At 62.6% G+C, this 12,661-nt stretch carries 10 protein-coding genes; 7 read left to right on the top strand and 3 right to left on the bottom strand.

Annotated elements, in window-relative coordinates; all coding sequences use genetic code 11:
* The first annotated feature begins 59 nt into the window (after positions 1–59).
* Complete coding sequence (gene rluF, locus F8A90_RS17290) at positions 60–1,361, top strand: 23S rRNA pseudouridine(2604) synthase RluF (protein WP_200018218.1); 1,302 nt, start codon at positions 60–62, stop codon at positions 1,359–1,361.
* Here the strand turns inward: rluF and F8A90_RS17285 are convergent.
* On the bottom strand, positions 1,358–2,044 hold the full coding sequence (locus F8A90_RS17285) for a YitT family protein (protein WP_200018210.1): 687 nt from the start codon (positions 2,042–2,044) through the stop codon (positions 1,358–1,360). The genes rluF and F8A90_RS17285 overlap by 4 nt on opposite strands.
* 230 nt (positions 2,045–2,274) lie before the next feature.
* On the opposite strand from F8A90_RS17285, the gene F8A90_RS17280 reads away from it, so the two are divergent.
* Both F8A90_RS17280 and F8A90_RS17275 read left to right on the top strand, forming a co-directional pair.
* Positions 2,275–3,177, top strand: coding sequence for a DUF72 domain-containing protein (locus F8A90_RS17280; RefSeq protein WP_200018208.1), 903 nt, complete (start codon positions 2,275–2,277; stop codon positions 3,175–3,177).
* Between the two features lie 350 nt (positions 3,178–3,527).
* A complete protein-coding gene (locus F8A90_RS17275; RefSeq protein WP_043331727.1) occupies positions 3,528–4,895 on the top strand; it encodes a sodium-dependent transporter in 1,368 nt (455 codons plus the stop codon).
* A 596-nt stretch (positions 4,896–5,491) separates the two neighbouring features.
* On the opposite strand, the gene F8A90_RS17270 is transcribed toward F8A90_RS17275, so the two are convergent.
* Positions 5,492–5,716, bottom strand: coding sequence for a PA3496 family putative envelope integrity protein (locus F8A90_RS17270; protein ID WP_043331728.1), 225 nt, complete (start codon positions 5,714–5,716; stop codon positions 5,492–5,494).
* A gap of 166 nt (positions 5,717–5,882) precedes the next feature.
* Here F8A90_RS17270 and hexR point away from each other — a divergent pair, with 166 nt between their 5' ends.
* From hexR to F8A90_RS17255, 3 genes are all read left to right on the top strand, one after another.
* Positions 5,883–6,749: a transcriptional regulator HexR gene (gene hexR, locus F8A90_RS17265; protein WP_043331730.1), complete on the top strand. Its 867-nt coding sequence runs from the start codon at positions 5,883–5,885 to the stop codon at positions 6,747–6,749.
* 174 nt (positions 6,750–6,923) lie between these two features.
* On the top strand, positions 6,924–9,146 hold the full coding sequence (gene uvrD, locus F8A90_RS17260) for a DNA helicase II (protein ID WP_043331731.1): 2,223 nt from the start codon (positions 6,924–6,926) through the stop codon (positions 9,144–9,146).
* A gap of 238 nt (positions 9,147–9,384) precedes the next feature.
* On the top strand, positions 9,385–10,485 hold the full coding sequence (locus F8A90_RS17255; RefSeq protein ID WP_200018207.1) for a TRAP transporter substrate-binding protein: 1,101 nt from the start codon (positions 9,385–9,387) through the stop codon (positions 10,483–10,485).
* A gap of 162 nt (positions 10,486–10,647) precedes the next feature.
* Here the strand turns inward: F8A90_RS17255 and F8A90_RS17250 are convergent, their stop codons facing one another.
* Positions 10,648–11,082, bottom strand: coding sequence for an acyl-CoA thioesterase (locus F8A90_RS17250; RefSeq protein WP_043331734.1), 435 nt, complete (start codon positions 11,080–11,082; stop codon positions 10,648–10,650).
* A gap of 530 nt (positions 11,083–11,612) precedes the next feature.
* Between F8A90_RS17250 and F8A90_RS17245 the strand changes: the two genes are divergently transcribed.
* A complete protein-coding gene (locus tag F8A90_RS17245; protein ID WP_200018206.1) occupies positions 11,613–12,623 on the top strand; it encodes a PstS family phosphate ABC transporter substrate-binding protein in 1,011 nt (336 codons plus the stop codon).
* Positions 12,624–12,661 lie beyond the last annotated feature (38 nt).

The following is a 12,661-nucleotide window of genomic DNA, read 5'->3' as shown; positions in this document are numbered from 1 at the left end:
CTTCTTATCCCCTTCCGTCCGCTGCGCGTTCATCGCCCGGCGCACGCACGTGACCTGCCATGACTGATCGCGACGCATCGCTTACCCGCCTCAACAAGTTCATCAGCGAAACGGGCTTCTGCTCGCGGCGTGAGGCGGACCGCTACATCGCTGAAGGACGAGTGACCATCAATGGTGTCGTGCCCGAAATGGGCACCAAGGTCGCGCCGGGCGATGAGGTGCTGGTCAATGGCAAGCCATTGAAAGCCAAGCAGGAAGCGGTCTACCTGGCCTTCAACAAACCGGTGGGCATCACCTGCACCACCGAGCGTCATGTCGACGGCAACATCATCGATTACATCGGTCATCCGAAGCGGATCTTCCCGATCGGCCGCCTCGACAAGCCCTCCGATGGCCTGATCTTCCTGACCAGTGACGGCGATATCGTCAACAAGATCCTGCGTGCCGGCAATGCCCACGAGAAGGAATACGTGGTGCGGGTCGACAAGCCGATCAACGGCGACTTCCTCAAGCGCATGGCCGCTGGCGTGCCGATTCTCGACACCATCACGCAGCCGTGTCGCATCGAGCAGATCTCGACCTATGTGTTCCGCATCATCCTGACCCAGGGCCTCAACCGTCAGATCCGTCGCATGTGTGAGGCACTTGGCTATGAGGTCTTCAAGCTCAAGCGGGTGCGTATCATGAATGTCAGCCTGGACGGGCTGGGAGTCGGCGAATGGCGCTATCTCACCCAACGCGAGATGGCGGATATCCAGCAGATGATCGAGGGCTCCAGCGGCACTGAGGAAGCCTCGCGCCTGGCGGCGGCACCGCCTCCTTCCCAGCATGCGACGGCCGCGCGCCATCAGCGCGCCGCCCAGGATACGGACGCTGGCCGGCGTAGCGGGACTCGGCGCCAGGAAGGTGGCAAGAACGGATCCGGCCAGCGCAGCCCTGATAAACGCGACACACGTCAGCGCGATGCTGATCAACGCCATCCGGGCCAGCGTTCAGGCGCTCAGCAGGCTGGAGCCAAGCAAGAGGGTGCGGGGCGTCGCGAGCGTTCAGACGAGCGCACCACGGGGCGTGGCAATCAGGAAGGCAGAAGCGACGGCAGAAGTGGCAGCAGGAATGCCAACAAGAATGCCAGCAAGAGTGCGGGAGGCGCCGGCAAGCTCGCCAGCGGCCTCAAGCCGCGCACGCGTGGCAATGCCAGCGATGGCCGCAATGAGCGTGGCGCGACCAACAGCAAGACTTCTGCCAACAAGGGTGGCAGCAGCAAGAGTTACGGCAACACGAGTTCGGGGAAAAACAGCCCGGCTGGCAAGGGCACCTCGTACAAGGGCGGCGGCTCCAATGGCGGGCGCGGTCGCCGCTAGTGAGCCGTCTGCACCTGCTTGTCATGCGCCGGTGAGGTAGATTGTGTGGTCTGGGGCGTGCGGCGATGATAGCGGCCCAGCACGAAGGACAGTGTCGCGAATGCCAGCGCCGAGCAGATGACCTGTGGCCAGGGATAGACCAGCGCGGCGATCGCGATCAGCAGCAGGTCGAAGGCGAAGGTGGTGCGACCCGCATGGATGCCGAAACGTCGTTCCAGATGCAGCGCCAGAATGTTCAGGCCGCCCAGCGAGGCGTTCTCGCGAAACAGCAGCGTGATGCCCAGGCCGATCAACAGGCCTGCGGCAATCGCCGCGACTGGCAGGCTGACGGCGCCCAGCGGCAAGCTGACCGCCAGCACATCGGACAGCACGGAGAGCAGGCTGACGCAGCCCAGCGTGCGCAGGGTGAAATTCAGCCCCAGCTGTTTCCAGGCCAGGCCGTAGAAGGGCAGGTTGATCAGGAAGAACAGGCTGCCGAAACTCAGTGCTGTGAGGTCGGCACCCAGCAATGACATGCCGGCGGTGCCACTGACCATCAGGCCACCGGCCTGCAGCAGGCGTACGCCGAGCGCCACCAGCAGGCAGCCCTCGATGAGCGTGATCAGGCTGCGCAGGGTGATGGCATTTGCCGCGCGTGAGCGGCTGCCGCTGGCGCGCAGAATGAGTCGTTGGAAAGCGGTCATGACAGGCTCCGGGGTATGGGCAGTCAACAATAGTGTCTTCCGGCGTGGCTTGTGGCTGGCAGGAAGTGGAGTCAGGGCGGTAGGTGGACCGCCTGCTGACGTGTCATGCAGGATGCGGACCATAGCACGCCGTGATGACAGTTTTTATTGTGCTTACGTCGCTCTGGCAGGCGATATTCTTCGGCTTGTTGGCTCTTTGACCCTTATATTCCTCTAGTTCTGGCCTCCTCATGCACCATTTTCATGCAGCCTCCGCACCGTCAGATGCCTCGCACTCGGCGGGGCATCTTCATCTCGGGCTCGCGATGTGGGCCAATGACGACTGGCGCGGCAGCCTGTTGCCGGGCAGCGGCCCGCGGGAACATCTGGCGGATTACGCCCGGGTCTTCGATAGCGTCGAGGGCAATACCAGCTTCTATGCCCAACCCACACCTGCTGCCATCGCCAGCTGGGCACGTCAGGCGCCGGCCAATTTTCGCTTCTGCTTCAAGTTGCCGGGCCGACTGACTCATGAATTGCGTCTGCAGGGCATCGAGCAGGAGCTGGCGGAGTTTCTCGATTGCCTGGCACCGATAAAGGGCCGCCTCGGCCCGATCATGATTCAGCTGCCGCGTGACCTCGGGGCGGACGTCCTGCCACGCCTCGAGCAATTCCTGCAGTCGGTGAAGGGAGAAGAGCTTGCCTGGTCGGTAGAGCCCCGCGACCCGGTATTCTTTGCCAAGGGTGAGGCGGAACGACAGTTGAATCGCTTGTTGATAACTCACGCAGTCGATCGCGTGATGCTGGATGTGCGTCCACTCTTCAGTGGCCCTACCACCGCACATCCGGGCCTTGCGGTGGCGCGCTCGGAAAAGCCTCACCGCCCATTGCATGTGTTCTCCAGCGGACAACATCCCGTGGTGCGTTTCATCGGTCATTACGATGAAGCTACCAACCGGGCACTGTTCGCTCCCTGGGTAGAGCGGCTTTTCTTGTGGATAAGTCAGGGGAAAAGCCCGTTCCTCTTCGTGCATACACCGGACAACAAGGCAGCACCCGCGCTGGCACGCCTGCTGGCCAATCAGGTGCTGGCGAAACTGGACCGGCCCTTGATCGGGGCCTTTCCGGGAGAGGGGCAGGGCAGCCTGTTCTGACGCTCCATCTGGCCGCGAGGTTTCTCCTGTGAGGCCATGGTCTGATGGTGGCTTGCTGGCAGATGGCCCCTCAATCGAGTAGCTTTAGCCACATGTTGCCGTTACCGCGGCGATATTTACCGGAGATGGGCAGTCTGCCCATTCCGGCGTGCCTATCGGCACTTGCCTGTCATTCCCCACGACCTACCCGGTCAGCGTGAATGCCGGGAGCACCACAGCAGTGATCCTGCGACGCCATCGTGTTGGCCACGGATGATCCGTCCGCATTGGCAGCATGATGCAACAAGCACAACAAGGTGCCCGAAGTCGCTACCAGCGACTGGCACCCTCGCGACGAATCAGGGATTCACATGTCATCCAAACCGCATTCCCACGCACAGTGGTCTTCTCGCCTGGCCTTTACCCTGGCTGCCGTCGGATCTTCCGTCGGTCTGGGCAATATCTGGAAATTCCCCTACATGACAGGTGAGAGCGGCGGCGGTGCCTTCGTCCTCGTCTATCTGATCTGCATACTGCTGATCGGTCTGCCGATTCTGATGTCGGAATGGCTGCTGGGTCGCCTGGGGCAGAAGAACCCCATCTCGACCATGAGCCACATCAGTGCGCGGCTCAAACGCAGTCCCGCCTGGGTCTTGATCGGGGTGGCCGGCGTGCTCGGGGCCTACCTGATCCTGTCCTTCTACAGCGTCATCGGCGGCTGGGCGCTGGCCTTCATCGCCGACGCGGCCAGTGGCAGTTTCGAAACCCTGACCTCTGACACGGCCGGTAGCCTGTTCGGCGGTCTGCTGGGGGATCCGACTACACTGCTGGCCTGGCACAGTGCCTTCATGCTGATGGTGATCCTGGTCGTGGCCGGCGGGGTCGCCGGTGGCCTGGAGCGTGCCGCCAAGATTCTGATGCCGCTGCTGGCGGTGATGTTGATCGTGCTGGTCGGCTACGCCGCCACCACCGATGGCTTCGCTGATGCGGCCGCCTGGCTGCTGACGCCGGACTTCTCCAAGCTCGACAAGGATGGCGTGCTGGCGGCCATGGGGCATGCCTTCTTCACCCTGTCACTGGGCATGGGCATCATGATGGCCTACGGCTCCTACCTCTCCGATGACGTCAACATCGGGCGTACCGCGCTGGTCGTGGTGGTGCTGGATACCGTCATCGCCCTGCTGGCCGGTCTGGCCATCTTCCCGGTGGTGTTCTCCAACGGCCTCGACGCCGCCGCGGGGCCGGGCCTGATCTTCCAGACCCTGCCGCTGGCCTTCGGCCACATGCCGGGTGGTGAAGTCTTCGGCGTGGTGTTCTTCGTGTTGCTGGTCTTCGCGGCCTGGACCTCGGGCATCTCGCTGCTGGAGCCCATCGTCGAATGGCTGGAAGAGAAGACGCCGATGTCACGCGTCGGCTCGGCCTGGGTTGCGGGTATCGCCACCTGGCTGCTGGGCATCGCCACCATCCTGTCCTTCAACCTGTGGAGTGATGTGGCGCCGCTGGGCATGTTCGCCAAGTTCGAGGGCATGACCATCTTCGACCTGCTCGACTACGCGACCAGCAAGCTGATGCTGCCGCTGACCGGTCTGGCGACCATCGTCTTCGTCGGCTGGTTCATGGGCCGTGACGAGGTGCGCAGCCAGCTCAACATGAGCGACTCGGCCTTCTCGCTGTGGAGCTTCGTGGCGCGCTATATCGCCCCGATCGGTGTGGTCGTGGTGTTCGCGTCCAGCCTGTAGGTCTCGTGAGATCTCGTGAAACACTTGCCATGGCATGCCTCAGGCATGTCATGGCAAGCAACAGAAAAGGCCTGCCATCCGGCGGGCCTTTTCTGTTGCTGAGCTTTAAGAATCTCAACCCTGCCGCGTGCTTGCCTAGCAGGCGTCATGGCTGGGTAGCACAGCGCAGCGTGGCCGTCGTCTGTCATTCGTTTGACGTAGAAGAATCATCCTTTGCGAGAGGAAAAGTCGCCATCAGGGGTGAGCCCGGTCGCAGGTATTGAGAGGCGCATGGCGGCGGATACGCACTGAAATGGTGCGTCAAGGATGATGATGGCACGCGACAGAGGAGAAATGTGACAAACGAAAGAAGAGCAGTGGGGCAAGAAATGAGGTGAGAAAAAACGAATATCTCGGGATTGATGAGCAGAACCCCATGCATGACAGCGCAGAAGGCACACCCGTCAGGGGGGGAAGATGCTGAAATTGCGGGCGAAGGGGGGATGACCATGCTCGAAAGAGATGGTGGAAGGTGTCGCATGGAGCCTGAACCCTGGCGGATCAGAGCGTGAAAACATCACGGATCGGCGGGGAGCGTATCGCCTCCCCGCCTGGAATCAGTGGGTGTCGATATCGCTTTCAGTATCCATTTCCAGCACTTCGATGTCGCTTAAATCCTCGCTTAGGCGCTTGATTTCGTTGTGCAATTCTATTCCACGACGGGCGCGGAGATGGCGGACTGCGCTTTGTTTCTTGCGGGCCTGATGTTCGTCGGCACCGAGAGTCATGAAAATATCGAGAAGCTCTTTCTTGAGCGTATCTACCTGCTCTGAATTACGCATGATTCGACCTCCATGGCATCCAAAGGATGTGGGCTTTCACTGGCGCCACACCGTTTTACTATAGCTCACTTGACAAAATTGTGACTATAGCCTGCCTGTGCAGGCGACACCCCTGGGGGGATGACGTAAGCTCAGGCATGCCCATGAAGTCTGCAAGGAGTGTGCCGTGAGCCATGCCATCTTCGACGACCTGAGGAGCCGGATGGAGAATTTCCGCCGCTCTGAACAAAAGGTCGCACGCTATGTCCTTCGCCATCCGGAGGAAGTGATTCACATGCGGATCGTCGATCTGGCCAGCGAGTCATCGGTCAGTGAGCCGACGGTCGTGCGTTTCTGTCGGGCAATGGGCTTTGCCGGCTTCCAGGATTTCAAGCTGCAGCTGGCGCAACGCCTCGCCACCGGCACCCAGTTCGCCCAGTTCTCCATGAATGACTCCGACAGCGTGGCCGAGTTCTCGCACTCGCTGTTCGATTCCACCATCGGCACCCTGCTGTCAGTGCGTGACCGCCTGGACGCCGAAGCCGTCGCGCGCGCCATCCACTCGCTGGCCTCCGCCAGCCGGGTCGAGTTCTACGGCTATGGTGCCTCGGGCGCCGTGGCTCACGATGCCCAGCACAAGTTCTTCCGCCTGCAGATCTCCACCGCCGCCTACACCGACCCGCATATGCAGAACATGTCAGCGGTGACGCTGGGGCCGCGCGACGTGGTGGTGGCCATCTCCCAGACCGGCCGCACCAAGGCACTGATCGCCAGCGTGCGTCTGGCGCGTGATGCCGGCGCGACCGTCATCGGGCTGTGCCCGAGTGGCTCGCCACTGGCGGATGAAGTCACGCTGCCGCTGCATATCGATGTGCACGAAGACACCGAGATCTACACCCCGATGAGCTCGCGTATCGCGCACCTGGTGATCGTCGATACGCTGGCGGTCGGTGTCGCCAAGGCACGCGGACCCAAGCTCAAGGAGCAGCTGGAGGCGGTCAAGAAGAGCCTTGCCACCCTGCGCATCGACGACCACGACTTCGATACCCACTGAGCACCGCCCCTGTTGGCATCTGCCTTGAAGGCAAGTGCGGGGAGCGCATGTGCCAGGAAGACCGGCGCGGGGAAGAGCAGGGCAGGCCGCTGTGATAAGGTGGATGCCTGAACAGGGGCAGCGAATCTCACGCTGCTCCGCTCCTCGACTCCTCTGCCCTGTGGTGAGCCCTGCATGTCTGAATCGCCCCTCCTCGATCACCTCAACACGCATCAGCGTGAGGCCGTGTCCGCGCCGCCGGGCAACATGCTGGTACTGGCGGGCGCCGGCTCCGGCAAGACCCGTGTGCTGGTTCACCGCATCGCCTGGTTGATGGACCAATACCAGTTCTCGCCCTACGCCATCCTGTCGGTGACCTTCACCAACAAGGCCTCGCGAGAGATGCGCACGCGTCTCGAGGCGCTCAATGGCAGCAGCCTGCGCCACATGTGGGTCGGCACCTTCCACTCCATCAGTCACCGTCTACTGCGCACCCACTGGCAGGAGGCGCGCCTGCCCGAGCACTTCCAGATCATCGACAGCGATGACCAGCTGCGCATGGTCAAGCGGCTGCTCAAGGAGCACAACGTCGATGACGAGCGCTGGCCGCCCAAGCAGGTCCAGTACTTCATCGCCGGCTGCAAGGAGGAAGGTCTGCGCGCCCATCAGGTGCAGACCCATGGCGATGCCTACATGGGCAAGATGGTCGAGATGTACGAGCTCTATCAGCTCGCCTGTGAACGCGGCGGGCTGGTCGATTTCGGCGAGCTGCTGCTGCGCTCGCTGGAGCTGCTGCGCGACACGCCGCATCTGCTGGCGCATTACCGCGAGCGCTTCGCCCACTTGCTGGTCGACGAGTTCCAGGATACCAACACCCTGCAGTACGCCTGGTTGAAGCTGCTGGCTGGTGATCGTGAGTGCATGACCGTGGTCGGCGATGATGACCAGTCCATCTATGGCTGGCGTGGCGCGCGGGTCGAGAACATCCAGCGCTTCACCGAGGAGTTCGCCAACACCCGCGTGGTGCGTCTGGAGCAGAACTACCGCTCCTCCAGTGCCATTCTGGAGGCCGCCAACGCCCTGATCAGCCACAACGGCGGGCGCATGGGCAAGGAGCTGTGGACCGACAGCGGTCGCGGTGAGCGCATTCGTGTCTATGCCGGCTTCAATGACATTGACGAGTCGCGCTACATCGCCGACACCATCCGCGAACTGGTCAACGAGCATGGTTACAGCCGCGACGAGATCGCGATCCTGTATCGCTCCAACGCCCAGTCACGCGTGCTGGAGGAGACGCTGATCCGTCAGGGCATGCCGTATCGCATCTATGGTGGCCAGCGCTTCTACGAGCGTCTCGAGATCAAGAATGCGCTCGCCTATCTGCGTTTGATGAACAACCGCGAGGACGATGCCGCCCTGGAGCGCGTGATCAACGTGCCGGCACGCGGCATCGGCATGCGTACCGTCGAGCAACTGCGCGAGCGCGCGCGCTATGGCAATCTGACCATGTGGCAGGCGATGAGCGATGCGGTCTCCGACGGTGCTCTCAAGGGGCGCGCCGCCACCGCCGTGCGTGCTTTCGCCGACATCATCGATGGTCTCGACAATGACACCGCCGGCATGGCGCTGCATGAGCTGGTCGAGCACGTCATCCACGTCTCCGGCCTGCGTGAGCATCACGCCGCCGAGAAGGGCGAGAAGGGCCAGGCGCGCCTCGAGAACCTCTCGGAGCTGGTCAACGCCTGTCGCGCCTTCAGTCAGGGCGAGCGCATGGACCCGGAAGCCCCCAGCGAAGGCGCCGAGGCGCTGGAGCCCTTCCTCGCCGAAGCCGCGCTGGACGCCGGTGATCACGAAGCCGCCGAAGGCGAGGAATGCGTGCAGATGATGACGCTGCACTCCGCCAAGGGGCTTGAGTTCCCGGTGGTATTCGTCGCCGGGGTCGAGGAGGGGCTGTTCCCGCACAAGATGTCGCTGGAGGAGCCGGGGCGTCTCGAGGAAGAGCGCCGCCTGTGCTATGTCGGTGTCACCCGCGCCATGCAGCGCCTCTACCTGACCTACGCCGAGCTGCGGCGCATGCACGGCAAGGAGACCTTCCAGCGGCCGTCGCGCTTCCTGCGTGAATTGCCGGAAGAGCTGATGGAAGAAGTGCGTCTGCGTGGCCAGGTCTCGCGTCCGGTCTCGACCCAGCGTGCCACGCCGAATCGTCGTCCTTCCGGCCCGCGTCAGGAGAGTGTCGAAGCCAATGGCGACATGCCGGCACTCTCGCTCGGCAGCCTGGTACGGCATCCGCTGTTCGGCGAGGGCGTGGTCATCAACGCCGAAGGCCAGGGCGAGCGCGCGCGTGTCCAGATCAGCTTCGAGGGCGAAGGCGACAAGTGGCTGGTGCTGGGCTTTGCCAAGCTGGAAGTGCTGAGCTGATCCTGCATTGATGGCAGACGCAGACATGAGGCGCTGACAGCGGGCGCTGGCAAGAAGCGAAAAGCGGCACAGGGGGCGCTGGCAAGAAGTGAAAAGCGGCACAGGGGGCGCGGTATTCGTGCGCCATTACGGCCTTGGTGCAGTTGTGGGCCATCCATGGGTCGCGGCATAGTGGCAGATAGTCTGCTGTCTCGATGCAGCGTCATGCATTGCCCACAACTCGAACAAGGAACGTCCCATGCAACGCCGCCGTTTTCTCTCTGCTCTGGGGGCCGGTGCTGCCGGTCTCGCCGCCGCGCCTTTCGTGTCCACCGCCAATGCCGCCGAGGGCGAGACCATCCACTGGAAGATGGTCACCTCCTGGCCGAAGAACTTCCCCGCGCTGGGTACCGGCGCCAATGAATTCGCCAGTCTGATCGGTCAGCTCTCCGGTGGCCGTCTGCAGGTCAAGGTCTATGGCGCCGGCGAGATGGTGCCGGCGCTGGAAGTCTTCGATGCCGTGTCCTCCGGCACCGCCCAGATGGGCCACTCGGCCTCCTACTACTGGAAGGGCAAGGTGCCTGCGGCCCAGTTCTTCACCGCGGTGCCCTTCGGCATGAATACCACCGAGACCAACGCCTGGCTGTATCACGGTGATGGCATGAAGCTGTGGGACGAAATCTACGCGCGTCACAACCTCAAGCCGCTGGCGGTGGGCAACACCGGTACCCAGATGGCCGGCTGGTTCAACAAGGAAGTGAACAGTCTCGCGGACATGAAGGGTCTGAAGATTCGTCTGCCGGGGCTGGCGGGCGAAGTGATGAATCGCATCGGCGCCAGCGCGGTCAATCTGCCGGGCAGCGAGATCTTCACCGCGATGGAAACCGGCGTGATCGATGCCACCGACTGGGTCGGCCCCTACAATGATCTGGCATTCGGCCTGCATCAGGTGGCCAAGTATTACTACTCCCCGGCCTGGAACGAGCCCTCCGCCATCCTCGAAGGTACCGTCAACCTCGAGGCCTGGCAGGCGCTGCCGGAAGACCTGCAGCAGGTGGTGATCCAGGCGGCCAGAATCGCCAATCACGCCATGGTGGATGAATTCGCGCTGCGCAACGCCACCGCGCTGACCTCGCTGGTCGAGGAGCACGGTGTGGAGCTGCGTGAATTCCCCGAGGACGTCTATGCGGCACTGTTCGATGCCTCCAACGAGGTGCTGGACGAGTTCATCGCCAAGGACGAGGACGCCAGGCGCGTCTATGAGTCCTACCGCGCCTTCCAGCAGCGGGTCGCGCCCTGGTCGCGCATCGGTGAGCAAGCCTATCTGGATGCGCGTGGTCGGGTGCTGGGCGAAGCCTGAGCGAGTCTCTTTCGGACTGTCTGAGCGCGTGACTGATTGTTGACGAAAAAGCCGCCCCTGAGGGCGGCTTTTTCTTGGCGTGTGGCTGACAGGAAGAGAGGCGAGGCGCCTGGCTCAGTCTTGCTCAAAATCAGTCTTGCTCAAAATCAGTCTTGCTCAAGATCAGTCCTGCTCCTCGATGATGGCGGTGCTTGCCTGCTCCGGTACGGCACGGATGCGGCCATTGTCATCGAGTGCCACCATCACGTAGCAGGCTTCGGTCACCTTGGTCAGCGCATGTTGATTGCGCTCCTGCGGCGGGCGGATCCAGACCTCGACGGAGAGCCTGATCGAACTGCGCCCGACCTCGGCCACCTGAGTGAAGATATTGACCACCGAGCCGATACGCACCGGCGACAGGAAATCGAGGCCCTCGACGGCCACGGTGGCAGTACGCCCGTGGGCGACGCGCCCGGCGGCCAGCTCACAGGCCTCGTCCATGCGGTGCATCAGCCAGCCGCCGCTGATGTCGCCATAGAGATTGGTGTCCTGGCGCTGGGCGATCAATTTGAGCGTCAGTGTGCCGTTCGGCGTCGGGATATCATCCAGAGCTTGCATGTCATGACTCGCTATCTTGTTGTTATAAAATGGTCATTTCATTTCTGCACCCTTCCATCTGAAAAAGGTGCGTCTTTTGGCGCAGGGCGCTGCCTTGCACAGGGTGCTTCCTTGTACAGGACACTTCGGCAATGGCCGAGGAAAGTCACCGGGTGCCATCGATAGCATCAGCGCGACGCAGACCATGGCGGATGAGCCGCAGCGGCTTCATCATCTCCTGTATCCTACTCCGGCGGACAAAGCACTGTCCTCACTGACATGGAGCTGTCAGGAGATTTTTTGCGCTGCAGCATGGGGAATCGTTCCTCAACGAAGCAATGACGGATACTCGCTGTCTTTCGCCATGCTGCACGGGCCGCCTTGTTCCACCGTCGCCTGCCCGTCACCACGGGTGCGGCAAGCCGTGGTCAGCTCCGTGTCTCATCGTCATCTCGTTCATTCTCTGGTGGGAAGTCGCCATGTCAGTTTCCGTCGGGTCGCTTGTCCGTTCAGGCTTTCGCGCCGTGTTCGCGTCGCGTCGCGGATCATCCGTGTCCTCCTCACGTGTGCCCTCCTCATGCGCTATCTGCCTGCGCTCAGGGCTGCCGTCGCTGCGGCTGATGTCGCTTGCCTGCCTGCTGGGGCTCTCGACGCTCTCGGCTCCGGCACTGGCTGACAAGGTGCCCGAATATCGCCCGGCGTCCGGGGTGGTGGGCAACCTGACGGCGGTGGGCTCCGATACCCTGTCGGTGCTGGTGACGCGATGGGCTGCCCAGCTGCGCCGCTATCATCCGGGGGTGCGCGTGCAGCTGCAGGCCGCGGGTTCCTCGACGGCACCGCCGGCATTGATCGCCGGCACTACCCGCATCGGCCTGATGTCGCGCCCGATGAGCGACCAGGAGCGTCAGGACTTCACGCGTGAATTCGGCTATCCGCCGCTGGGTGTGCCCGTGGCGCTGGATGCAATGGGCATCATCGTGCATCGCAGCAATCCACTGGAGGAGATCAGCATCGCGCAGCTGGATGCCATCTTCTCCGCCACGCACAACTGTGGTGGCCAGGCGGCCAATCGCTGGGGCCAGCTCGGGCTGAGTGATGAGTGGAATGACCGTCAGATCACGCGCTTCGGGCGCAGTGCCACCTCGGGCACCTACGGCGCCTTCCGCCGTGTCGCGCTGTGCGGTGGTGACTTCCGTCTCGATGTCAGTGAACAGCCGGGCTCTGCCTCCATCATCGGTGCGGTGGGCTCCTCGCCCAATGGCATCGGCTATGCCAGCTTCAGCACTTCTTCGCCGTTGGTGAAGCAGCTGTCCGTCAGCCGTGAGGCGGGTGGCCACGCTGTCTTCCCGAGCCGGGCCAGCATTCGTGATGGCCGCTATCCGCTGACCCGTGCGCTGTACATCTACGTCAATCGCGTACCGGATGAGCCGCTCCCGGCGCTGGAGCAGGCCTTCCTGTCATTGATCATGTCGCGCCAGGGCCAGCAGGCCATCCTGCGCGGTGGCTATGTGCCGCTGCCGGAAAAGCAGCTGCTGCACTGGCGTCAGCAATTGGGGCTTTAGGATGTGGATGCCCTTTGATTCGCCTTTGTCATCTCTCT

The organism is Cobetia sp. cqz5-12, from assembly GCF_016495405.1.
In the GTDB taxonomy this organism is placed as follows: Bacteria; Pseudomonadota; Gammaproteobacteria; order Pseudomonadales; family Halomonadaceae; genus Cobetia.
Note: the sequence above shows the minus strand (reverse complement) of the source record. Positions and strands in the feature narration are given on the sequence as shown.